The organism is Bacillus sp. FSL R10-2780 (assembly GCF_038006125.1).
Lineage (GTDB): Bacteria > Bacillota > Bacilli > Bacillales > Bacillaceae_G > Bacillus_A > Bacillus_A cereus_U.
In genome coordinates this window covers 682,750-705,990 of record NZ_JBBOUQ010000001.1, presented here as the reverse complement: position 1 = coordinate 705,990, position 23,241 = coordinate 682,750, and the positions used below count along the sequence as shown (strand labels likewise).

Genomic DNA, 23,241 nt, shown 5'->3' with positions numbered 1-23,241 from the left:
TATTTTTCTAAAAGAAACACCTTAATAGAGGATTTTCATCCTTACTATTAAGGTGTTTTCATCATTTTTATTCAAATAGCCCCATACTTAAATAACGTTCCCCTGTATCAGGTGCAATACATAAAACCTTTTTACCAGCACCTAGACGCTTCGCTATCATAATTGCTGCGTAAACAGAAGCTCCTGAAGATGGCCCTACTAATAAGCCTTCTTGTCTTGCTAAGTTTCTCATTGTAGTTAACGCTTCTTCATCCGCAATTTGAATAATTTCGTTATACACTTCTGTATTTAAGTTTTTGGGAATAAAACCAGGACTTGTTCCGACTAGTTTATGAGGGCCTGGAACACCACCAGATAACACTGGTGATCCTTTCGGTTCTACTACTGCAATATATAAGTTTGGTAGTTTCTCTTTTAATGTTTCACCTGTCCCTGTAATTGTTCCACCTGTTCCTGCGGTTGCTACAAATGCATCAAGCTCTCCATCCATTTGTTCATAAATTTCAAGTGCAGTCGTATAACGATGAACATCCGGATTTGCTGGGTTTTCAAATTGCTGCGGAATAAAACTATTTGGAATTTCTTTTTGTAACTCTACCGCCTTCGCAATTGCTCCTGGCATTCTTTGTTCTGCCGGTGTTAAAACTACCTCTGCTCCGTATGCCTTCAATAAATTAATACGCTCTTTGGACATATTATCTGGCATAATTAAAATAGCTTTATACCCTTTAGCAGCCGCATTCATCGCTAAGCCAATTCCTGTATTTCCGCTCGTCGGTTCAATAATTGTATCCCCCGGCTTAATGAGACCGTGTTCCTCAGCAATATGAATTAAATTATAAGCAGCACGATCTTTCACACTGCGTGACGGATTAAACATTTCCAATTTCACATACACATCCGCTGCGTCTTCTGGAATAAATTTAGATAATCGAACGACAGGTGTATCTCCTATTAATTCTGTAACGTTTTCACATACTTTCATAGCGCATCTCCTATTCTATCGTTTTCTTATCATTTGGCAGTAACCATGAAGTTAGTCCAATTAATGGTAAACAACTACATAATAGCATAATAAACTGAAGACTATACATATCAGCTAATTTCCCAAGAACTACAGCACCTAATGCTCCAAGGCCAAACGCAAGACCAACAATTAATCCCGATACCATTCCAACTTTACCTGGAACAAGTTCTTGTGCATATACAACGATTACACTAAAACTACTAGAACTAATAAATCCGATGCATAAAAACAACGGTACAACCCACATAAGAGAAACGTGCGGTAACAATAGTGCAAGCGGTGCTGAACCGAGCATCGAAAAGACAATGATCTTTTTCTTACCGAATCGATCCGCTAGCGGACCACCAAAGAAAGTACCTAATACACCAGCAATCATAAAAGCAAAGACGAAATACTGTGCATTTTTTATCGATAAACCGTAATGCTCTATTAAATAAAATTGATAGAAATTCCCGATACCAGCACCGTACCAAGAACGTACGAATGTTAGAAAAACAAGAAGTATAATAACAAATTTAATGTGCGTACTTACAATCGCATTTTCAGCCTCAAGTGCAGCCCTCTTTTTCCTTCTTACAGCACCAGTCGCTAATTCATTTTTATACCAATTTGAAACAAAAAGTAACAATACAATCCCTACCGTTGCGAAAGCAGTAAAACCTAGAGAACCAATTTGACCTAGTGGAACGAAAATGAGCGCTGTAAAAATAGGTGCTAGCGAATTCCCTGTATTTCCTCCCACTTGATAAATCGCTTGTGCTAAACCACGTTTGGCACCTGCTGCCATATAAGCAACCCGGGCACCTTCTGGATGAAAGACTGCGGAACCTAATCCAATAAATAAAACAGAAATAATAACAATAATAAAATTCGGGGCAAACGCGAGCCCAATCATCCCAAGCATGCTCGAAAACATACCCAGTGGTAATAAAAATGGTGACGGCTTCTTATCTGAATACATACCAAAAACCGGCTGCATAATCGATGACGTCATATTTAACGCGAACGCTATCCACCCTACTTGCATGTAGGATAAATTCATCGTTTTTTCCAAAATAGGAAACAACGCTGGCACAACTGCTTGCATCGAATCATTTAAAAAATGTCCGAAACTAATCGCAAATAATATTCGATATATCGTCGGTGTTTCCACTGCACTTTTTTGTGAAACTGCCTGCATATACGAATCTCTCCTTCCTGTACAAAATATATATTTATTACAGTAAGTGTAATAAATTCTGAGTTTTGAAACATTTCTATTCTATACTGGTTTCGTTTCTATTTCCAGAAATTCAACTTGTAAAAAAATATATTTTTTCTATATGCTTTGTCGGATTTATTTATATGAACTCTCTGTATTTTCTTTTATACTAAGGCAGGACGAAAGGAAGGCTTGCAACTATGAAAAAATAGACGACCCTAAAGCATATTAGGATCGCCTTTTCTATTAAATAGCAAAACGCTTATACTTCGTGTAATCACTCGTCTTACATTCTAGTGCCATTTTCGTACCTTCGTTTTCATAACTCGTAGATAAAACGTGTGCATGATTGTTGAAATACGAAACTACCTGTCCTTGATCATACGGAATTAACATTTCACACTTCGTATACTCTTTATAAATGTGTGAGCGAACCACTTCTACAAGCTCTTCAATTCCAACATGTTTCTTCGCAGATAGATAAACGCGATCTTCTTGCACTTTCGGAATTTCAACATCTACCAAATCTGATTTGTTATATGCATAAATCGTCGGGATATTTTCCACGCCAATTTTCTTTAACGTTTCATTTGTAATATCAATTAATTGCTCATAATTGGGATTTGAGTAATCTACGACGTGAATGAGTAAATCTGCTTCAGCCACTTCCTCTAGCGTTGAACGGAATGCTTTCACAAGATGATGCGGTAATTTACTTACAAATCCAACTGTATCCGTTAATAAAAATGATTTATTATCTGGCAAATCAATATTTCGTACAGATGTTTCTAACGTCGCAAATAACATATCTTTTTCAAATACTTGTTTCTCTACAGTACCATTAAAGATTTCAAGCATCGTATTCATTATCGTTGATTTACCTGCATTCGTATATCCTACTAATGACACAACTGGAATTTCATTTTTCTTACGTTGTTTACGCTGCGTTTGGCGCTGCGCAACAAGTGCTTCTAATTCTTTATTTAGAGCCGCAATTTGTTCTTCAATTTTACGACGATCTAATTCCAACTTCTTCTCACCGACACCTTTATTTTTCGTGCCAACTCCCCCGCTTTGTCTTCCTAAAGATTCACGAAGACCGATTAAACGAGGCATCATGTACTGAAGATGGGCCACTTCTACTTGCAACTGCGCTTCTTTCGTTTTCGCACGTTGCGCAAAGATATCTAAAATTAAAATGGTACGATCAATTACTTTACAATCTAAATCCTCTTCTAAATTTCGAATTTGTGAAGGAGATAATTCGTCATTAAAGATGACCATATTTGCATCTGCTTCTTTCACATACGCTGCTACTTCTTCAATCTTCCCTTTTCCAATATAATGCGACGGATTTACTCGTTGTAAATTTTGCGTCACTTGACCGATTACTTCCACATCACAAGCTTCCGTAAGATTTGCTAACTCTTCCATCGAATATGCAAAATCAGCTTCATTACCTAAATTTACTCCAACTAATATTGCTCTTTGTAATAATTCTTCCATATATTTATTCCTCCATTTCGATTACGCAAAATAAAAAACACAGGTCACTGCCTGTGTTTTCGTAAACGGATAAGGGTTCACCAAAGAAATAGAAGAAAGCAGTGCTTTCTTCCTATAACATGGTCAAAAAGTCCTAAGATAGTATACGTATCCAACAAGTGTTCACCTATACTAGCCCATTCTATTTATAAAGGCAAAACAAAAAGAGGGCGTATTCGTCCCTCCCTCTTTTTCACATATAAGCTTAATAAAGGGTTCCTTTAAAATAGGCAGACCAATCCCGTTCACTCTGCACACAGACAGAGTCTTTGAGCGCTATTCAATTATCGGCACAAAGTATTGAGACGTAATCTGATTAAGATCAAAGGAAGCCCCTCCGTTCATTTTAGGTTACATAAAGTGTAGCATAAGTAATTCGCTTTCACAAGATTAAACCACCTATAGAAACAGAAAGAAAATCTTTATATTTTTACTTTAATCGTCATTTTTTGCGAATTCTTCTCACAATGAAAATAACAACAATTATTAATAACACACCTATAGAAATGATAACAAGCTGTCCCCATCTAAAACCGTTAACCATATCCCCTTTTAAATTCACTTTCTTCGTTGGAACAGACTCTTTTGCAAATTGACTTAAAGCCACTTTGTCCGCCCCTGCCTCATCTAATCTCTTCGTTCTACTACAGCTATGTGTGTATAATTGTTTTTCTGATCCTCTTTGAGAAGAAAAAACTAAATACTCTCCTCCATCTATAAAGTGAAAGGCACAATCACCGCCATTTGTATATACGATAATTTGTGAAGAACTTGTCCCTTTCCAAATGTTCTTCACTTCAAATAACACTTCAGTTCCAACTCCCTCTTTCCTTCCAATTTCAATTACTTTCCCCTCAAACACTACATCATTTTTTGAAATGCATCCTCTGGAGATTTTTTCATACAGTCACAAGCATAAGATTTCTCTGGCAAAATAAAAAAAGGAAAGCTACAAATTAAAACAAGAGACAACAAATAAACGATTCTTTTCAAGAATCTCAGACCCCTTCACATTATCAATTTTAGAAGCTTTCCGTATATTATTTTTACGTCATTCGCCAAATTCCTCCATAGTGAATTAAACATTATCGTTTCCATACAATAAAAGTCTTTATCGACATTTTTATAACCTTATATTAGTATCAGGTTATAAAATAAAAATTAGGAGATGTTCCAATGAATTCTAAATCTCGTATTACCGCAATTGGTACTTATGTTCCAGATCAAGTATTGTCTAATAACGATTTAGAAAAGATGGTCCATACGAATGATGAATGGATTGTACAAAGAACAGGCATGAAAGAAAGAAGAATTGCTAACGAAGACGAATACTCCTCACACTTAGCTATTAAAGCCATCGAAAATTTATGTACAACATATAAGAAAAACTTAGAAGATATTGACTGTATCATCGTCGCTACAACTACTGCTGATTATGTTTTTCCTAGTGTTGCTTGCCAAATACAACAATACTTCAACATACCTCATACACTAGCTTTTGATTTAAATGCAACTTGCGCTGGTTTCACATACGGACTGCATGTCGGTAATAGCTTAATCACTTCTGGATTACATCAAAAAGTACTCGTCATAGCGACAGAGACATTATCTAAAGTTACTGATTACACCGATAGAACGACCTGTATTTTGTTCGGTGATGGCGCTGGAGCTATTTTATTAGAAAGAGATGAAAACAAACCAAGCTTTATCGCTGCTCACATGGGAACAAACGGTGACGGTGGCATTCAACTATACAGAACAAACTTATCTACTACTATGAATGGCACACCACTACTAACAAGTGAAAAAATCGTTCAAAATGGAAGAGAAGTATATAAATGGGCTGTACGAACAGTACCATACGGCATAAAAGAACTATTACATACTGCAAATTTGCAAATAAATGATATAGACTGGTTCATACCACATAGTGCTAACTTAAGAATGATTGAATCTATTTGCGAAAAATCAAAAATATCTATTCAAAAAACATTAACGAGTGTGGAAGATATGGGGAATACATCTTCCGTCTCTATTCCACTCGCTTTAGATTTAGCTAGAAAAGAAGGAAGATTAAATAACGGAGACACACTTTTGCTGTACGGATTTGGTGGTGGACTTACGCATTTAGGTCTTATTGTAGAGTGGGATTTAAGTTAAATGTATGAAAAGAGGTTCTAGAAATAACTAGAACCTCTTTTTAATTTCATGAAATTTATTTACCTGCCCGAGACCATATCACGACGGGAATAAGCAATAAGGCTACAGCCCCTCCCGCTAATGATAATGCTGCATAACTTGAATTCGCTACTATCATTCCTGACATCGCTCCACCAGAAGCTCCAGCTAGTGCAATAAACACATCTATTTTCCCTTGTGTTTTTGCACGTGTGGAAGGCTCCGTTGAATCAACAATTTGAGCAGTACCACTTATTAATCCGAGATTCCATCCTAATCCAAGTAAAGAAAGAGCAACGATTAATAGTATTAAAGAATCACTCGGTGCTATCGCAGCTATGACACCAGCTGCGAGTAAAATCACCCCACCAGCAATACTCATCGCTGTTCTACCAACTTTATCAATAAGAATTCCTGTAACAAGTGATGGAAGGTACATTGCCCCTACGTGGAATCCAATGACTAGCCCTACTTCACTTAGTCCATGACCATGGTGTCCCATATGTACTGGAGTCATAGTCATAATCGCAACCATCACTACTTGAGTAAGTATCATAACGATTGCTCCGACGGTAATGCCCCTTTTATTTTCTAACGTTTCATTAGTTACCGATTGTCCTTTATATGTATGTTCCTGTTTATATCTTTCTATTATGTTAGCAATAATTAACGGATCTGGACGAAGCATAACGAAAAGGACAAGACCCGCAAGTATAAATGCCGCTGCCGATAATATGAACGGACCAGCTAGTTCAGGAATTCCAATCGAATGAGCAAAATCCCCCATTACACCTACTAAATTTGGCCCCGCTACTGCACCGAAAGTCGTCATAACCATCGTAATACTAACAGCAGTTGCTCGTTGCTTCTTATTCGCTAAATCTGTACCCGCATAACGAGCTTGTAGATTCGTAGCTGTACCCGCACCATAAATGAGTAAAGAAACAAGTAAGAGAATAATACTATTTGTTAAAGCTGCCATTACAACACCAATAGCCCCAAGTCCCCCTACCATAAAACCTGTTGCAAGCCCTATTCGGCGACCATATCGTTGTGAAAGCTTTCCTACTATGAAAGCTGCTACCGCAGATCCCAATGTAAACATAGCAGCCGGTAATCCTGCATATGCATCTGTTCCAAGCATTTGCTGCGCAAGAAGTGCACCTACTGTAATTCCAGCAGCTAATCCCGCTCCGCCAAACATTTGTGAAATACTTACGATTAGTAACGTTCGTTTATATAATTTTTGTTGCTCTTCTTCTGTATACATATGGTTACTTATTGAAGCATCCGCCTTATCTAGCATTTTCTCACCCTCCTTTTGAAATTAATCCCTCTTGTTAATGTACTATAATTATTGTTTCATATTCAATGACAATTGTATTCGTTACTTGAACGACACTCTCATTGATCCATCTAATATAAGTACATTCTAACTAAAAAAAGCTGTCCCATAGTTTAGTTTCACCTACTTATGGGACAGCTCCTCTTCATGTTTCATACCCACCTCTTATAATGACAAAATCTTTCTATACTATTTAACCCCTACTTCTTGCACAGATTTAATTTTCTTTTTCTTACCTTCTTTTATTTCATTATAATAAGAAGGTAACTCTATATTATGTTCTAAGAAATAGTCCTCAATTAATGAAATAATTTCTTTCAATGTTTTCAAACGAGCATATAATTTATCATTACTCGCGATAATATGCCATTTAGCATTCGGTTTATCTGTGTTTTCAAACATGTCTTCCGTTGCTTCAACATACTCATCCCATTTTTCACGATTACGCCAGTCTTCATCTGTAATTTTCCATCTTTTAAGAGGGTTGTTCTCTCTTTCTTTAAATCTCTTCAACTGTTCGTCTTTACTAATGTGATAGAAAAACTTTCCTATTATGTAATGATCATCTGTTAATAACTTCTCAAAATCATTAATTTCACCATACGCTCTCGTCCACTCTTCGTTTGTAGCAAAACCTTCTACACGTTCAACTAATACACGGCCGTACCATGAACGATCAAAAATAGTAATTTGCCCATATTGAGGAAGTTTCCGCCAAAAACGTTGCAAATAATGATACCGTTTTTCATGAGGAGCAGGCGCGCCAATTGGATTTACTTGGAATCCACGCGGATCAAGATGTTCAGTCACTCGCTTAATTGCTCCGCCTTTACCTGCTGCATCCCAACCCTCCATAACGAGCATAACAGCTATTTTCTCTTCTTTTAAAATTTGCTGTAGTGCTAATAAGCGCATTTGATATTTTTCGAGTTTCTTATTGTACTTAGATTTTGATTCAATTCTTTTCGTTAAATCTACTTTAGCAAGATGCTCTTTTTCCATCAAACGAATCCCCCTTGTTATATGACAATGTTATTTTAACATATTTATTGGTAATTTTTTCATATTATTATTCTTTTGATTCATACGTGGGACTCTCCATCTTCAGTTTAATAAATTGATACAAAGGCGATATATACGTACCAACAAACATATGTAATTGAACGCTAGACACAAAAAATGCTGTGTAGAAAAATCTCTACACAGCTTCCTTATCTAATTCCCCTTAATATATCACTTTAATAGCATTTATCTTTTGACACATCCACTTATACTACAAACTAATTACCAGCGGAATACCTGCTTCCGGTAAAAAATAAGCAAACACTGTAAAGCCGATAATTAATATTGCAAATAACGACGTTACAACTCTAACCGATATTGTTAGAAAAATAGCATTCGAACCTTTTCTTACAGAACGAACAATCGAATATATCCCAAAGAAAAGACTTAATATTGCTACACTTATATACACAACTACTGCATACCAAGGATTAACTTCCAATAAAACACCCGAAATAAATATATACAAAAATAATAATTGTAGAAAAATACTACTCCCCGTGCTTACTAGTACTTTCAATATAATGTTCTCCCTTACAATTCACTCTGACTGGATTTGATGTGTATCAACATATGGATCGCGTGTATACCAGCTATTAAGCAGACCTGCCAAGTATAACCGTAGCGAATACTATAATGATTCCTAAGCCGAGAGTCATACCCCTATCCCCTTACATTATATGGTATATTTTCTCAAACAGAGCGAATAATAACAAATAACTTTGTTAAAGAATGGGGGTTTTTCAAAATGAAACGAAAAATAATATCTCTTTTCGTCCTTATATGCTTAGCACTACCAATACAAGCTAGTGCATACACATTTCAATCACTACCAATTGCGTCAAAGTCTAAACAGTGGTATATCGAAATTGACAAATCTCATAACTCAAACAAGCAAGCGGTGCAGCCAAAACAAGGTGTATATGATACGTATAGTTTACTCTTAAAAAATATTGGTAATGATGTATCAAATGTATCCGTAGAAATACTTGATAACACACCGACATCTAAAACTACCTTTAATCCTACTACATCAAATAACAACGTTTCAAAAAGTCATACAAGCTTTGACTACATGGTATTCCCATTAGACTTTAATAGCCATAATTTTAAAGTCGTCATTACTTGGGAAGAAAAGAATTTCTCTTACAACGGCCATCCAGTACATGAGAGTAAAAAAATGAAACAAACATTTGTGTTAAATGAAGAGTAAGTCCTAATTTGATTAGGGCTTACTCTTCATTTACAAAACCAGATTGAATTGCTTCTGTCACTTCTGTTGCAATATCTATTTTTGTATCGTCTACACAAATTTTTTTGTCCCAAACATGTACGGAAGGCACTTCATTAGACAAATGCTTAATTAAGATGAATCGATTATATGTCATTTTATTTTCTATAGAAGTCGCAATATACACCGTAAAATTCTTTGCTTCAAATACCTTTTCTTCCAAAACGTATTTACATCCCAACTCTGCTACTACTAAATCGTTTAGGTTTATAGTCATATACCATATCCCCCTTTTAGCCTACATGATCAATCGAACCGCCGAATACTTGGTACAGACAATGCCATTCCAATTGTTATGAGTACTAAAATAGCTAGCGTTATAATTGTTATCTTTCCACCTATTACAGTAGCTAACCAGCCTACAACCACATATCCTAATGGCAATAAAGCAAATGAACCTAACATATCAAGGCTTGCCACTCTTCCAAATGCTTCTTCTGGTACAAGCTCTTGTAAACTTGTTTCCCAAATGAGCCCAAATATCATAATACCGAATCCTTCAATTACCATTAATCCAATTAAGGCAGGTGCCCAAGAAACGAAAGGCATAATTAATAGTGCCATTCCACTTATTAACACACCGCCATACGCAAGTAATCCTCTCTTATGCGACTGCTGCCTCCCACCAAAAATTAGCGCTGCAATTACAGCTCCAGCACCAGAAGCAGCCATACCCAATCCATATACGTAAGCTTCAAAATGATGATGAACATTAAACAACCATGGAATTAATACAACGATAATGCCTGCATAACAAATATTAACGAAAGAAAAGACTAGAATAGTAATCCACAACCACGGATGGCTTTTTAGAACAAGAATCCCTTCCATAAAATCTTGTTTGTAATTGACTTTATTTCTTTCAAATTTCTGTACTTTATTTCTTTTAAAAATAATAAACATACAAATGATAGCAAGTACGTTACTGCATCCAATCCAAACCCAATTCCGGCGGATGTAACTGAAACAATCAACCCTCCAAGAGCCGGTCCAATTAATCGTATACCCTGATTACTCATTTGCGTTAATGCGTTAGCTGCATTTCGAATTTCCGGTACAAATACTTTCGCTCTTACAGCTGAATATGCCGGCTGAAATATACCTTCCATAAGTCCATATAATGCAACAAGTACATATAAAAGTGGAATCGTTAAAACGTCCATAAATATAAGTGTTGCAAGTAATAGCATTAATATGCAGCGGATTATATCTGTAAATAACATCAATTTCACCCGGTTAATTCGATCCACGACCAATCCAGCAAACGGTAACGCAAGAATATTAGGAAGCATGTACATTGCCATAGTCATTCCCATTACAACTGTTGAACCAGTTAATGAATACACAACGACTGGGAGAATGACCATCGTGATCGAACTACCTAAAGTTGAAAGTAGTTGCCCAATCCATAAAAACTTAAAGTGTGGTGACACTTTAACTGGCAATAACAATTTACCGACATAACTTAAATTTTTCTCTGTTGGTATTTCTCCTTGCATATCTCTCTCCTCTTTTCAAATGATTATAGACTTTATAATTAATAACTGAAAATTAATAATATTCTATTTTTAATTATATAAGAAACTATTATGTTATGGTAAAATTATCAAGAAAAGATAAAGGAGAATACATTATTATGCCTCAAAATTCTCATAACATCGAGGTTTTCCTGGCTACATAGCTCCTGGTGGAAAAGTAGATTTCCCAGAAAGCATATTACAAGCTGCTATACGAGAATCGAAAGAGGAGACCGGACTCCACGTTTCTAATTTAATTTTCAAGGGGTTAGACGAATATGTAAATCCTAAGGAAAATGTTCGATATATGGTATTTAACTATTGGACAGATTCATTTGAAGGTGAACTCCTTTTGAATCCTCCTGAAGGCGAATTATTATGGGTACCAATTGATGAAGCACTAAATCTTCCTATGCAAGATTGGTTTAAAGAGAGATTCCCATTATTTTTTGAAAAAGGTACGTTTGAAATTCAACGTGTTTGGGACCGAGACTTGGATAAACAAGTTGCGATGACAATTACGCATACGTAAAAAAGCTTGGAATGTCTCCAAGCTTTTCTTACTTCTCCTCTATTTTCTTAATCTCATAATCAATTTCTAAAAACTTAACTCCAAATATCCACATTCTATGATTAGCTTCTAATATTTGATCCGTGCTCTCTTTAATACTAAAAGTCTCTGCTAATGGTAAACGTATTGTAAAGAAACGAGTATGTAAATAAATCCCCTCATCTCCCTTACCATTTCTTCTCAACTTACTAGTAATGATTAAATCTTTATTCTTATTACATAATTTCAAAATCCCCGTCATATTCGAATATGGTAAAGGTAATCCGATATTCATGTATTTCTCATCCTCATGGGTATGTTTTGAGTAAAGAGCTACAAAAATAGATTCTCCTGCTTCATTTTTTCTTAGCCAAGCCCTTACATTCTCTCTTCCATCCTTCTCATCTATTACCCCAATGATAGAGCCATGCATAGTTTCCCGCTTGCCGCCCATTCCTAAATGTATTTGTCCTACACGCTTACTCATTTTCTCATAACAAAATGCAAGCGGGCGAAACCAACGAGTCCATTTAATATGCGATTGTAACTCATACTCTTTTGTATTTTCATAAAAACGAATAATACTTAAAGGAATCTTCGTCGCGTCAAATGCCTCACTATGAAAATCATTCATTTTATCAACTAAACCTTTGTATTCCTTGTTATCTATTAAATTTCTGTTATGTAAAAATGCTTCACCAACTGTCGCATTTCCTCTTAACCTGCTCATTGGTTTCCCGTAATATTTATAATTCGGAGCACTCTTTTCAATCATCCAGCCGACAAATGCTGGTAACGCTACTCCAATTCCATTGACAACACCGTGGATCCAAACCATTTGTGCAATTGTAATCGTCATTACTTGTTTGAAATTCCCGTATGAATATATGAGTGAAAACATTATCGTTACCATAAGTGTACTGGATGAAAGAGTAAGGAGAATCTTTGCACTTATAGCATTGAATTTCGTTCTCCACACGTAAACTCCATATCCGTAAATGGCAAATAAATATACGAACACTGCAAAAAATTCAAACACCCTCGAATACGTAATTCCTATCGCAACTGTCATTGGAGAAATGACGATGATAAACATAATAGCGTCATATAACTTACTTCCCTGTTCTCTTTTCCTTCCAAGTAAACCAGCTGATAACGGCAATAGAAATGCCGAGTAATGAAAGTGTGCAGCTGTGAGTAAAACTATGTCAGAACTAAAATGCATAATGGGGAATTTTGCTACAGAAGCAAAAAACCAAAAACCACCTAAAAACAAATAAATAAAAGCACTATCTATAGCTGCTTCCTCTAACGGCTTCCATCCTCTTTCTAGCAATCTACTTATACCAAATAATGCAACGATTCCTGTATATGCAAACCAAAGTAGCGCAAAGAAATAGTGATTTGTTACGAAAGCTAGCATTGCACTGATTGCTGCAATTGGATATAAAAACAATACAAATTTATAAAATAATAAATACGTTCCATTTCTTGTTTCTTTGTCAATAATACAAAATGACATCGGTATAAATAATAAGATAGATAACAATATAATTGCTTCAACAGGATTTATATTCGACCACTCGTATATTAGAAATATAATATAACAAACAAGCCCAAATAGTATATTTTTCATATCGTTTATTCCCTTTCCACAAATGTTCCCTTATATGAAAATAACGAACCAATTAACGGATTTCGTACTTGTACATGAATTCGAAAACATTGTAGTGTTTCATCATAACTTTCTACAATTTTTGCCTCTCCGTATAAAAATCTAGGTAACGGTATTTTTCTTCCAAACATAAAAAACCATTGTTTCTTTGAAGAAATATGCATCCCGCCTTTTTCATCAATATAAAAATTCAACGTAGAAACGAGTATATGCGGTTCGCCAAAATAATCTACAATTTCATTATTCTCTTCATCCAACTTCATAACAGCGTTAAAATATCTTTTCTTATTATGAAAATAAAAAGTACGATTCCACCGTACAAATTCTTTCCCCTGTCCATCTCGCTCAGCGGTATTATGTATCACAAACGGAACTTTTTGCCCTCGCTCAGAGAAAAACATACGGAACTTCGATGTAATTTTTAATATTAATTTAACGAAAAAAGATCCTCCATAAATTTCATCCATTTCCCCTTCCCCAATAAAGCTATTTCCCTTTGTTATCGCATATCGTTCCTGCAATTTTGGATGAAGCCTTTTATAAGAATCCCCTAGTAATCTTTCATAAATATTAACCATATACTTATCCCTTTCTCGTCCTCTTACAATTTTTTGCACTCGGCAAATTAGTGCTATTCATATAACCGACAATCGATAACCCTATTAGAAGAAAATTTAATGTAATCGGATTAAACGGTTGCGTAAAACTTGTGATATTCGTAACTCCTGCCACTATAGTTAAGCCTATTAACATAACAATATGCAATATAAACAACTTTCGTTTTTGAAATGGCAATGGCAATAGCCACATAACACCCCATATTATTTCTAAAAATCCAACTATTTTAAGTATAAAAATACTACTATCATTCGATCCGATTAGCGCAGAAAGCATCTTTACTTCTTCTGAATGAGTAAACATCAATTTCGGTACAATCCCTTGATATAACCATACGAAAGCAACTAAAAAGCAAACGAGCCAATACGTCATCGTTCTTCTAATTAGCAACTTAGGATGAAGTCCCTTTTCTAACCATAATTTTAAAGCATCAAAACTCCATGCAGTTGCCCAACCTAATAGCGGACGAAAAATATATGAATCTATCACATTCCCTATACGACCAAACCTTGTATCATAATCATATTGCGTTTCAAAATGAATATGTTCTCCATTCGGGGTATACTTCCAATAACCTCGTCCTATTTGTATAAGTGATAGCTTATTGTCTGTCCAAAATTTCAAAGAGGAAATGCGCTCTCCAGTTTCTTTTCTTATTTCACCTATCGATTCCCCTTCTCCGGCTATTTCAAGCCCGAAACCAATCTTCGTTTTATATAAAAACTTCTGCGGCTCCCCTTCTTTTTTCTCTAAATACGAAATTTCCGTAAAACGGGCATCCCACTCTGTATGTATATCAGGCTCTTGTGTATATGCCCATAATTTCTTCATTTTTGTGTTCATTTCTGTTGCTACATAAATAGGCTTTTTCTTCCCCATCCTTCCACCTCCCATGCTCTATATTTTTAATGTACATGCAACGAATTTATTTTGCTACATTTTTCACAAACTAATTTAATAAAAAGATAGAATTTCAAAAAAACACAAAAAACACTTGATTCCCTGAAAAATTTAAATTATTATAAAACAAATGTTACCAACAACTTCATAAATCATACACTCTCGCCTAAAACGTGAGATAGAGGTTGCAACGCTTATAAGTATTCTAAAGGAGACACAGAGATGTCTATGATCTTAGAGGAAAGGAAGTGTTGCCGAAATTGATAAATTTCTCTGCATTTATCAATTGGGGCTGTTTTCGAATAGAAACAGAACTGTCATATGTACAGACGTGTACGTATGAAGAGCTATCTACAAAAAAGAGATATCATTTTTATGATATTCCTTTTTTGGCGGTTTTTTTTATTAGCTCCGTTTTCTGTTTCCCTTTTCCTGTAACAGCACCATCCTCACTTATTTGAGATGGTGTTTTTTGTTTTTCTCTCTGGTAACTACAGGAATATTGGGATTTGTATATGTCCTAACCTATTCTTAAAAATGGACGAAAGAAGGAATTCGTAATGGAAACGATTGTACAAAAATTTGGCGGTACTTCTGTCGGAAGCGTCGAACGCATTCAACATGTAGCAAATTTAATTATTGAAGAATATGAACGAGGACATAGTATTGTCTCTGTCGTTTCAGCAATGGGAAAAAGTACGGATAAACTTGTAGCACTTGCTAACGCTATTACTGAAAATCCAAGTAAACGTGAAATGGATATGCTCCTATCTACAGGAGAACAAGTAACCATTTCTTTATTAACAATGGCACTACAAACAAAAGGTTATAACGCAATTTCATTAACAGGATGGCAGGCTGGTATTACGACAGAATCTGTACATAGTAGTGCACGGATTACTGACATTAATACTGGTCGTATTCAATCCTATCTTGCTGATGGCACGATTGTTATAGTAGCTGGTTTCCAAGGAGTAAGTGAAGAACATGAAATTACCACACTTGGCCGCGGTGGCTCCGATACGACTGCTGTCGCATTAGCTGCGGCACTAAAAGCAAAAAAATGTGATATTTATACGGATGTGTCAGGCGTATATACGACTGATCCACGAGTTGTACAAGATGCTTATAAATTAGATGAAATTTCTTATGACGAAATGTTAGAGCTTGCAAATCTCGGTGCTGGCGTATTACACCCACGCGCTGTTGAATTTGCTAAAAATCATAATGTCGTTTTAGAAGTAAGATCAAGCATGGAACAAGAAAACGGAACAATTGTAAGGGGAGAATGTAACATGGAACAACAATCAATCGTTAAAGGTATCGCATTTGAGGATAATATTACACGCGTCACAATTAAAGGATTAGAACAAGGTGCACTTTCAACAGTTTTCTCTACATTAGCAGCGGCACATATTAATGTAGATATTATTATTCAAAGTATTACAAATGAAGGAACTGTTCACCTCTCCTTCTCGATTCATTCTAATGATTTAAGAGAAACATTAGAAGTGTTAGAACAAAATCAAGAGGCACTTCACTATGAATCTGTAGAACATGAAAATCATTTAGCGAAAGTATCAATTGTAGGATCTGGTATGGTATCTAACCCGGGAGTTGCTGCGAATATGTTCACTACTTTAAAAGAAGGCGGTATTCATATTAAAATGGTAAGTACATCTGAAATTAAAGTATCAGTTGTCATTGACCGTATTCACTTAGTAGATGGCGTTGAAGCACTCCATCAATCATTTATGGCGAAAATTGAGCCTTTAGTGCAAATGATTTAATTTCCGCCAGTAAAACTTACAACAAATTATATTAATCTATTTCCTTCCTATATAAATAGAAAGCTGTCCACATAGAATTTTAAAAATCTATGCAGACAGCTTTTTATCTTGTTATCGATATCCGAAGATCATTATAAAACAATTAAATTATTCTTTATACCCTTTCCTAGGAAATATAAATGACTCTTCTTATTTCTTATTACATATACCCTTTCGCTCTTTCCCTTGAAAAAACGATCTATATTCATTCAAAATAACTTTTTTCACGTCAAAGTAAAAAAGGGAGAGTAGCTCTTATTCCACAGCTACTCTCCCTCTCACTTATATTAAAACAAATGAATGTTTTCTTTTTTGCAAGCTTCACGTAAATCGTCAGGCCATACAGAAGATTGAACTTCACCGATATGTGCTTTACGTAAGAAGTACATACACATTCTTGATTGGCCGATACCACCACCAATTGTTAATGGTAGTACGTCTTCTAAAATACCTTTATGGAAATCATACTCACGTTTGAAGTCTTCACCAGTTTTCGTTAATTGCTCATCAAGTGCTTTACTATCAACACGAATTCCCATTGATGATAATTCGAATGAAGCTTGTAGTACTGGGTGCCAGAATAAAATGTCACCGTTTAATTTCCAATCATCATAATCGGATGCGCGTCCATCGTGCTTTTCACCTGAACGGAGTGCATCACCAATTCCAATAATAAAGACTGCACCGTGTTCTTTCGCAATTGCATGTTCACGATCTTTCGGTGTTAATTCTGGATATTTATCTTCCAGTTCTTGAGAAGTAATGAAAACAATTTCTTCTGGTAAATACTTTCCAAGGAACGGATATTTTTCAAATAAGTGATCTTCTAATTCTTTGAATATTCCATAAATTGTTTGTACTGTTTTTTGTAAGTAATCGACAGTACGCCATTCTTTTTGAACGATTTTTTCCCAATCCCATTGGTCAACATAAATGGAATGTGTTGCATCAAGTTCTTCATCACGACGAATCGCGTTCATGTTTGTATATAAACCTTCACCAGCTTCATATCCGTATTCATGTAATGCGAATCTTTTCCACTTCGCTAGTGAATGCACAATTTCTAATTCTTCTCCTGAATGTAACATATCAAACTCAATTGGACGTTCTACACCGTTTAAGTGATCGTTTAATCCTGATTTTTTCGTTACGAATAATGGTGCAGATACGCGGAATAGTTCAAGGCGTTTTGCTAATTGATCCTCGAAAAATGTTTTAACTTCCTTAATTGCGATTTGAGTCTCTCTTACTGTCATTAATGATTGATACATGGTGGTTTCCTCCTAAAATGTTTGGATGTTGTGGAAAGAAGCCAACAAAAAAAGCCCTTCTTCCCCAAAAAACTGGGACGAAAGACTTTGGTTCCGCGGTACCACCCAAATTAGCAACAGAGGTTGCTCACTTATACAGTACGGAGATTAAAAAATCTCGATACTGTTCTTCTTGTAACGGCGAAGTTCCCGGCTAAGTCTACTTTCCTATAAAGGATTTCGGTTAGCGACTCCAGGAGGTTCTTCATAATAGGCTTCGTATCAGGCTCACACCGTCCCTGACTCGCTTAAACTACATCCTACTACTACTCGTCCTTTCATAGTCGTTTTATTGTCACATCTCTGAAACATTTTATTAATGATTATTCTATACAAAAAATAGATAAAGTCAACAAAAAGTTTTAAAATATTTTTCAATTCTTTATTTTATGCCTTTACCGACTGTTCTTAATATAACATTTTTATTTCCTTTGTCTCTTCAATCCAAAAAACATTTCACTAATTGAAACTAACATATACACAACCAGTAATGTGATCGTTCGAAAAATAGAATCCGCAGTATTTCTTATTATTTTCATTTTATTTGTAATTCCTTTCAGTTTACTCGCAATTTCATGATATACTATAGCATTCAAGCAGTTTGTTTTTATTTAAAGCAAGCATAGTCATTTATCGATAGTATTTTTCTAAAACATTGGCTATTATCAAATAAGATTTTTTATATAACGGAGTGATCATATGAGTAAAACGAAAGCAAAACCGAAAAAAGGTGTAGGACAAGGTACAGGAAGTAAAGGATGGAACCGTTGGCAATCAAGTGCGAAAAAGAAAGCTGCAAAACCATACAAAAGTAAAGGTACAAAGAAGTAAAATAAATTTCGCTTTATTTCTTTACTTTGTTCAAAACAAAATATAATTATTACAACAAAAAAGCTATGCTCTCATAAATTTGAAAGCATAGCTTTTTTCCATATTAAATCATAAGGATATCTCGAATTTCTTCCTCCGTTATTGAAGACAGTTTTTCTTCCCCCGGCTCAATAATTTCAGCAATTAAATTTTTCTTACTCTCTTGTAACTCGTGCATTTTTTCTTCAATTGTTCCATGTGCTACTAACTTAATCACTTGCACTGTATTTTTTTGTCCCATTCGATACGCTCTATCCGCTGCTTGTTGTTCAACAGCTGGATTCCACCATAAATCGTACAATATAACTGTATCTGCACCCGTTAAATTTAGTCCTGTGCCACCAGCTTTTAACGAAATAAGAAATAGATCCCCTTCTCCCTCGTTAAACCGATTGCATAGCTCTACACGTTCTTGCGCTGGTGTACTCCCATCTAAATAAAAGTATGGAACTGCTTGACGGTTTAATTCTCGCCCGATTATTGAAAGCATCTTCGTAAATTGAGAAAATATAAGAATTCTCTTCCCTGTACTTCTGCATTCCTCCAAAATTTCTAGCAGCTGATCAAATTTAGCTGAACTACCTTTATAGTCATCAACAAACAAAGCTGGATGACAACAAATTTGCCGTAGTCTCGTTAAACCAGCTAAAACCCGAATTTTATTTTTACGTAACGTATCTTTATCCAAATGTTTTAACGTTTCTTCTCTTAACTTTGCTAAATAAGCGGCATAGAGCCTTTTTTGGTCCGGTAATAGTTCTGATGATTGTAAGTGCTCTATTTTTTCTGGGAGTTCGTGTAATACATCACCCTTTAACCTTCTTAACACGAAAGGCTTTACGCGCTTCGCAATATCTTCACGTCTTAAATCACCGAACTCTTTTCTTCCCGGTAATAATTCTGGGAAGACAACGTGGAAGATAGACCATAGCTCTTCTAATGAATTCTCTACAGGTGTTCCCGTTAATCCAAAACGGTACTCTGCTTGAATCGTTTTTACTGCCTTCGCAGTTTGCGTCGTATGATTCTTAAACGCTTGTGCTTCATCAAGAAATAACGTATGAAATGGCCTTGCATATAATCTTATATCTCTTCGTAGTAAAGGATAGGACGTAATTACTACATCAAATTTCGTTACATCTTTTAAAATTTTTCGGCGCTCTGCTTGATTTCCATCGGCAATAACTGCTCTAATATGTGGAGCGAATTTTTTTAACTCGCTAAGCCAGTTGTAAACGAGGGACGACGGAGAAACAACTAATATAGGCAGTTTCTTCTCTCGAATTTCAGGTAAAACAGAATCTATAAAAGCAATACTTTGCAACGTTTTCCCCAGTCCCATATCATCAGCTAAAATGCCGCCAAAACGATAATAGGCAAGTGTTTTCATCCACTGGAATCCGTATGTTTGATACTCTCTCATTATCGCATCTAAGCCACTTGGCACCGCAAACTTCAGCTTTTTAGGGTTTTGAATGTTCTCTACCAATTCTTGAACAGACTCATCTAAACTTAATACGTTTCCTTCTTGCAGTGAATTCATCCATTTCACACTACGAATAAGAGGGACATCTATTTCTTCGCCCTTTAAAAATTCTTTTCGAATACTAGATTCTTTTATAAACTGATTAATATCATTAAACTCTTTACTCTCAAGTGATAGTAGAGCACCACTTGCTAAACGATAATATTTTCGTTTCTCCTCAAGAGCGACTAATACCCCTTTAATTTCTGCCTCCGGAATACCCTTTATATCAAAGCGAAATGATAACCAATCAATTCTCTCTTTCCTTCTAACTCTTATAAGAGGAGCTGTATCTCCTTTATGAATTCGTAATTTGATTGCTGTCGTCGCATAAATATCAACTAAACCTTTTAACGTTGGAACAGCGTGATATAAAAAGTTATACTCAGCTTCTTCATTATGCATAAAATAACCGCCTTCTGTCTTTGCAAAGGCACTTTCACTCATAATGTCTAAAATCTCTTTTTCCTTTTTTTCATCACGATTAAAAACAGATGGCTGCCCATCCTCTTCTAACGGATTAATCACGACGTTTCCATAATGAAATTCGAGACCTGCTAATAAGCGATTTTTCACTCGATCTAAATATAATTTCGCTTTTAATGCGGGTGTTTCAACACGATCTGATACTACCTCATCTATTCGCACAGTTCCTAGCTTCATTAACCCTGGTACAACTTTTGCTACAAAGTGTTCCATCTTATCTGCTGGAATATACAATTGGTTACTACTAGAACGATTCATCATTTTTTGTAATTCGATAAGCCGCTTGCAATCCTCAGCGTTCAACTGATACAGTTTCCCTCCAAATAGAGCATAACTATACGTATCCATTACTTCTACTTGTTGTAAGCCGTCAATATAAAGTGTAAACCCACCGTTACTCCCTTTATTAAACTCAAAATGTAAAGGAAGTAGCCCTTTTGAAATTTGTAAACCGTGAAAAGATTTTCCATCTTGATTAAGTCTCACACACTCAGTTTTAGAAAGCAAAGAAAGTATATCCATCCACGAAGCTGGCGGTATTAAAATCATGCTATCATCTTGTTTTGCGTGTACTTCTAGTGTATCTTCATACATTTTTTCGTTATGATACATTTTAATAAGTTGCTGAATAATCGCATCCGTTTCTTGCCTGAAGCTATGTACATCTGGTGTGTATGTAAATTCATTGGAACAATTAAAAGACTCTCTTTTCTCCACTTTAGAAAGAAATTCTCTAATATGATTTACGAAATACGTTTTGGCGAGCTTCAACTGAACCCCAAGAAGTGCCCCACCATTTTTCGTAACTACTGGTGTACAATTAAACTCAATATCAAGTATTTCACGTGTATCAAAACGGTGTTGTTTACTTTTTGGCCTCAGTGGTTGTTCTGCAAACAACTGAAACATCCCGCTTGTTAATTGTTCATTTCCGCTCATGTTTCCGCTACTAATAGGCAGCATTCCACCGGTTTGCTGATTATAATTTATTTGTATCAATACTGCCGCAACATGTTGACAGTACGTTTGAAAAGACGCTAATGAAGGACAACTACATTTCGCAACAACATCACCTTTTTTAGCTTTTTCTACTGTAACATGAAAATCTTCGTTCCCTTTTACCGTCGCCTCGCAAATTTCTTTATTTTCATCATAATGATTTATTATTACTTTATTTGATTTATAATAAGCTTCGCCTCTTTTATATGAGGTCTCTCCGCATACTTCTTTAATAATCGATTTATTTAATGTAAAACTCATTATTTTGACACTTCCTTAATGTAAAACCATTTTCTCTTACTTAACATTTTACATGCTCTACGAGAAAATATAAAATGTAGATTTAATAAAAAAAGATGCTCATTTATAAGCACCTTTTTTCACTCTATCTCCATCAACCGTTTCGCTTCAAAATACAACACTTGAATAAATTTCTTCGTATTAATTCGTATATGCCCAGAAGCCGCTACTTCTTCCTTTGTCATTTCTGTCATTCGTTTTCTAACTACAGTGAAATCAAAAAATTTCGGAGCATAGCTTTCAAATTTCGGATTTGAAAAGTCTGTTAATCCAAGGGAAGCTAAGTGATTTAACGATTGATAAATCGCTCTACGTACCCTTTGTTCAGATGCTTTTCTCTCCTTATCTATATGTGTATCTGAAGCTATATTCTCTAATTTCCTTATAGTTATATGGTGAAAAATATCTTTTAAAGCAGGAAATCCAAATTCAAATGTTTGTGCTTTTTCTTGTCCATATAAATATTCCAGCATACTAAGTAAATCTTTACTCCCATTCTCTCCCGCTATACCAAGTTCTGATAATAAATAGCGCCCTGAATCTGCTATTCTTTTTCCTTCTTGCATTGGCTCATTTCGAACTTGCGGCTGTTCCCACTTAAAAACGTTATTCAATGATTTTTGAATATCATGTATAGAGCGCTCTAAACGAATACGTTCCATTACTTTACGTACAACAGATATAACCTCAATTTTATTCAATGGTTTTGTAATATAATATTCAACACCAAGTGTATACGCCTCACCAATAAGCTGTTTCGATTCCACTTGAGAGATCATAATGATTTTCCCTGAAAAAGAGGATGCAATATGGCGAACTGTTTCAATCCCATCTCGCATGGGCATTAATAAATCAATAAATAAAATATCTACTTTTTTAAAATTTAGTTGATCTGCTTCAATAAAAGCTCCGTCTTCCGATTCTCCAATTACTTCCCCAAGATCGCCATCTTCAATGATTTGTGAAAGCATGGATCGGAAAACTTCATCATCATCTACGATATAATAAAACAA

Annotated in this window: 17 protein-coding genes, 4 pseudogenes, 1 riboswitch and 1 other annotated feature; of the genes and pseudogenes, 5 read left to right on the top strand and 16 right to left on the bottom strand. The window is 35.4% G+C overall.

Going from position 1 to position 23,241, the window contains the following annotated elements; genetic code table 11:
• Positions 1-67: 67 nt before the first annotated feature.
• The 4 genes and pseudogenes from cysK to NSQ47_RS03720 all read right to left on the bottom strand — a co-directional run bounded on the left by cysK (position 68) and on the right by NSQ47_RS03720 (position 4,766).
• Complete coding sequence (gene cysK / locus NSQ47_RS03735; RefSeq protein ID WP_078173131.1) at positions 68-985, bottom strand: cysteine synthase A; 918 nt, start codon at positions 983-985, stop codon at positions 68-70.
• A 10-nt stretch (positions 986-995) separates the two neighbouring features.
• Positions 996-2,207, bottom strand: coding sequence for an MFS transporter (locus NSQ47_RS03730; RefSeq protein WP_341036153.1), 1,212 nt, complete (start codon positions 2,205-2,207; stop codon positions 996-998).
• A 267-nt stretch (positions 2,208-2,474) separates the two neighbouring features.
• A complete protein-coding gene (hflX, locus tag NSQ47_RS03725) occupies positions 2,475-3,734 on the bottom strand; it encodes a GTPase HflX (protein WP_341036151.1) in 1,260 nt (419 codons plus the stop codon).
• A gap of 481 nt (positions 3,735-4,215) precedes the next feature.
• Positions 4,216-4,766, bottom strand: a pseudogene (locus tag NSQ47_RS03720) (cobalamin biosynthesis protein CbiN).
• A gap of 183 nt (positions 4,767-4,949) precedes the next feature.
• Here NSQ47_RS03720 and NSQ47_RS03715 point away from each other — a divergent pair.
• Positions 4,950-5,933, top strand: a complete 984-nt coding sequence (locus NSQ47_RS03715) for a ketoacyl-ACP synthase III (protein WP_341036149.1) — start codon at positions 4,950-4,952, stop codon at positions 5,931-5,933.
• A 55-nt stretch (positions 5,934-5,988) separates the two neighbouring features.
• Here NSQ47_RS03715 and NSQ47_RS03710 read toward each other — a convergent pair whose 3' ends face one another.
• From NSQ47_RS03710 to NSQ47_RS03700, 3 genes are all read right to left on the bottom strand, one after another.
• Entirely contained in the window at positions 5,989-7,257 is a 1,269-nt protein-coding gene (locus NSQ47_RS03710) for an MFS transporter (RefSeq protein WP_341036148.1), read from the bottom strand.
• Between the two features lie 228 nt (positions 7,258-7,485).
• Positions 7,486-8,298 (bottom strand): polyphosphate kinase 2 family protein, encoded by an 813-nt coding sequence (locus NSQ47_RS03705; protein ID WP_341036147.1) that lies wholly within the window; start codon positions 8,296-8,298, stop codon positions 7,486-7,488.
• A 271-nt stretch (positions 8,299-8,569) separates the two neighbouring features.
• The gene (locus NSQ47_RS03700) at positions 8,570-8,878 is read right to left on the bottom strand and encodes an alpha/beta hydrolase (RefSeq protein ID WP_341036146.1); all 309 of its coding nucleotides are present in this window, start codon (positions 8,876-8,878) and stop codon (positions 8,570-8,572) included.
• 228 nt (positions 8,879-9,106) lie between these two features.
• On the opposite strand from NSQ47_RS03700, the gene NSQ47_RS03695 reads away from it, so the two are divergent.
• Positions 9,107-9,571 (top strand): hypothetical protein, encoded by a 465-nt coding sequence (locus NSQ47_RS03695; protein ID WP_341036145.1) that lies wholly within the window; start codon positions 9,107-9,109, stop codon positions 9,569-9,571.
• Positions 9,572-9,590: 19 nt separating this feature from the next.
• Here the strand turns inward: NSQ47_RS03695 and NSQ47_RS03690 are convergent, their stop codons facing one another.
• Positions 9,591-9,866: a hypothetical protein gene (locus tag NSQ47_RS03690; RefSeq protein ID WP_341036144.1), complete on the bottom strand. Its 276-nt coding sequence runs from the start codon at positions 9,864-9,866 to the stop codon at positions 9,591-9,593.
• A 29-nt stretch (positions 9,867-9,895) separates the two neighbouring features.
• A pseudogene (locus NSQ47_RS03685) lies at positions 9,896-11,148 on the bottom strand (MFS transporter).
• Positions 11,149-11,305: 157 nt separating this feature from the next.
• On the opposite strand from NSQ47_RS03685, the pseudogene NSQ47_RS03680 reads away from it, so the two are divergent.
• A pseudogene (locus tag NSQ47_RS03680) lies at positions 11,306-11,698 on the top strand (8-oxo-dGTP diphosphatase); the annotation flags it as partial.
• Between the two features lie 28 nt (positions 11,699-11,726).
• On the opposite strand, the gene NSQ47_RS03675 reads toward NSQ47_RS03680, so the two are convergent.
• Genes NSQ47_RS03675 through NSQ47_RS03665 form a run of 3 tightly spaced genes read right to left on the bottom strand, consistent with a single transcriptional unit; the run spans position 11,727 to position 14,888 of the window.
• Positions 11,727-13,352, bottom strand: a complete 1,626-nt coding sequence (locus NSQ47_RS03675; RefSeq protein ID WP_341036143.1) for a YndJ family protein — start codon at positions 13,350-13,352, stop codon at positions 11,727-11,729.
• Between the two features lie 5 nt (positions 13,353-13,357).
• Complete coding sequence (locus NSQ47_RS03670; RefSeq protein WP_078173120.1) at positions 13,358-13,969, bottom strand: DUF4166 domain-containing protein; 612 nt, start codon at positions 13,967-13,969, stop codon at positions 13,358-13,360.
• Positions 13,970-13,973: 4 nt separating this feature from the next.
• Positions 13,974-14,888, bottom strand: a complete 915-nt coding sequence (locus NSQ47_RS03665; RefSeq protein WP_341036142.1) for a DoxX-like family protein — start codon at positions 14,886-14,888, stop codon at positions 13,974-13,976.
• A 192-nt stretch (positions 14,889-15,080) separates the two neighbouring features.
• A riboswitch (Lysine riboswitch) is annotated at positions 15,081-15,267 on the top strand.
• 202 nt (positions 15,268-15,469) lie between these two features.
• Between NSQ47_RS03665 and NSQ47_RS03660 the strand changes: the two genes are divergently transcribed.
• Positions 15,470-16,699 (top strand): aspartate kinase, encoded by a 1,230-nt coding sequence (locus NSQ47_RS03660; RefSeq protein WP_078173118.1) that lies wholly within the window; start codon positions 15,470-15,472, stop codon positions 16,697-16,699.
• 189 nt (positions 16,700-16,888) lie between these two features.
• On the opposite strand, the pseudogene NSQ47_RS03655 reads toward NSQ47_RS03660, so the two are convergent.
• Both NSQ47_RS03655 and asnA read right to left on the bottom strand, forming a co-directional pair.
• Positions 16,889-16,978 (bottom strand): annotated as a pseudogene (locus NSQ47_RS03655) (helix-turn-helix domain-containing protein); the annotation flags it as partial.
• A gap of 47 nt (positions 16,979-17,025) precedes the next feature.
• On the bottom strand, positions 17,026-18,009 hold the full coding sequence (asnA, locus tag NSQ47_RS03650; protein WP_016104478.1) for an aspartate--ammonia ligase: 984 nt from the start codon (positions 18,007-18,009) through the stop codon (positions 17,026-17,028).
• Positions 18,010-18,079: 70 nt separating this feature from the next.
• Positions 18,080-18,339 (bottom strand) — a binding site (T-box leader).
• A 408-nt stretch (positions 18,340-18,747) separates the two neighbouring features.
• Between asnA and NSQ47_RS03645 the strand changes: the two genes are divergently transcribed.
• Positions 18,748-18,879, top strand: a complete 132-nt coding sequence (locus tag NSQ47_RS03645; RefSeq protein WP_000047589.1) for a DUF3934 family protein — start codon at positions 18,748-18,750, stop codon at positions 18,877-18,879.
• A 103-nt stretch (positions 18,880-18,982) separates the two neighbouring features.
• On the opposite strand, the gene NSQ47_RS03640 is transcribed toward NSQ47_RS03645, so the two are convergent.
• Both NSQ47_RS03640 and NSQ47_RS03635 read right to left on the bottom strand, forming a co-directional pair.
• The gene (locus NSQ47_RS03640; RefSeq protein ID WP_341036141.1) at positions 18,983-22,189 is read right to left on the bottom strand and encodes an SNF2 helicase associated domain-containing protein; all 3,207 of its coding nucleotides are present in this window, start codon (positions 22,187-22,189) and stop codon (positions 18,983-18,985) included.
• 119 nt (positions 22,190-22,308) lie between these two features.
• Positions 22,309-23,241, bottom strand: a complete 933-nt coding sequence (locus tag NSQ47_RS03635; protein WP_078180913.1) for a response regulator — start codon at positions 23,239-23,241, stop codon at positions 22,309-22,311.

Excerpts from the sequence above, each read along its gene's own strand:
- NSQ47_RS03695 (WP_341036145.1), top strand. The coding sequence starts at position 9,107 with ATGAAACGAAAAATAATATCTCTTTTCGTCCTTATATGCTTAGCACTA.
- NSQ47_RS03705 (WP_341036147.1), bottom strand. The coding sequence starts at position 8,298 with ATGGAAAAAGAGCATCTTGCTAAAGTAGATTTAACGAAAAGAATTGAA.
- NSQ47_RS03640 (WP_341036141.1), bottom strand. The coding sequence starts at position 22,189 with ATGAGTTTTACATTAAATAAATCGATTATTAAAGAAGTATGCGGAGAG.
- NSQ47_RS03645 (WP_000047589.1), top strand. The coding sequence starts at position 18,748 with ATGAGTAAAACGAAAGCAAAACCGAAAAAAGGTGTAGGACAAGGTACA.
- NSQ47_RS03675 (WP_341036143.1), bottom strand. The coding sequence starts at position 13,352 with ATGAAAAATATACTATTTGGGCTTGTTTGTTATATTATATTTCTAATA.
- NSQ47_RS03665 (WP_341036142.1), bottom strand. The coding sequence starts at position 14,888 with ATGGGGAAGAAAAAGCCTATTTATGTAGCAACAGAAATGAACACAAAA.
- NSQ47_RS03690 (WP_341036144.1), bottom strand. The coding sequence starts at position 9,866 with ATGACTATAAACCTAAACGATTTAGTAGTAGCAGAGTTGGGATGTAAA.
- NSQ47_RS03730 (WP_341036153.1), bottom strand. The coding sequence starts at position 2,207 with ATGCAGGCAGTTTCACAAAAAAGTGCAGTGGAAACACCGACGATATAT.
- NSQ47_RS03660 (WP_078173118.1), top strand. The coding sequence starts at position 15,470 with ATGGAAACGATTGTACAAAAATTTGGCGGTACTTCTGTCGGAAGCGTC.
- NSQ47_RS03670 (WP_078173120.1), bottom strand. The coding sequence starts at position 13,969 with ATGGTTAATATTTATGAAAGATTACTAGGGGATTCTTATAAAAGGCTT.
- NSQ47_RS03710 (WP_341036148.1), bottom strand. The coding sequence starts at position 7,257 with ATGCTAGATAAGGCGGATGCTTCAATAAGTAACCATATGTATACAGAA.
- hflX (WP_341036151.1), bottom strand. The coding sequence starts at position 3,734 with ATGGAAGAATTATTACAAAGAGCAATATTAGTTGGAGTAAATTTAGGT.
- NSQ47_RS03715 (WP_341036149.1), top strand. The coding sequence starts at position 4,950 with ATGAATTCTAAATCTCGTATTACCGCAATTGGTACTTATGTTCCAGAT.
- asnA (WP_016104478.1), bottom strand. The coding sequence starts at position 18,009 with ATGTATCAATCATTAATGACAGTAAGAGAGACTCAAATCGCAATTAAG.
- cysK (WP_078173131.1), bottom strand. The coding sequence starts at position 985 with ATGAAAGTATGTGAAAACGTTACAGAATTAATAGGAGATACACCTGTC.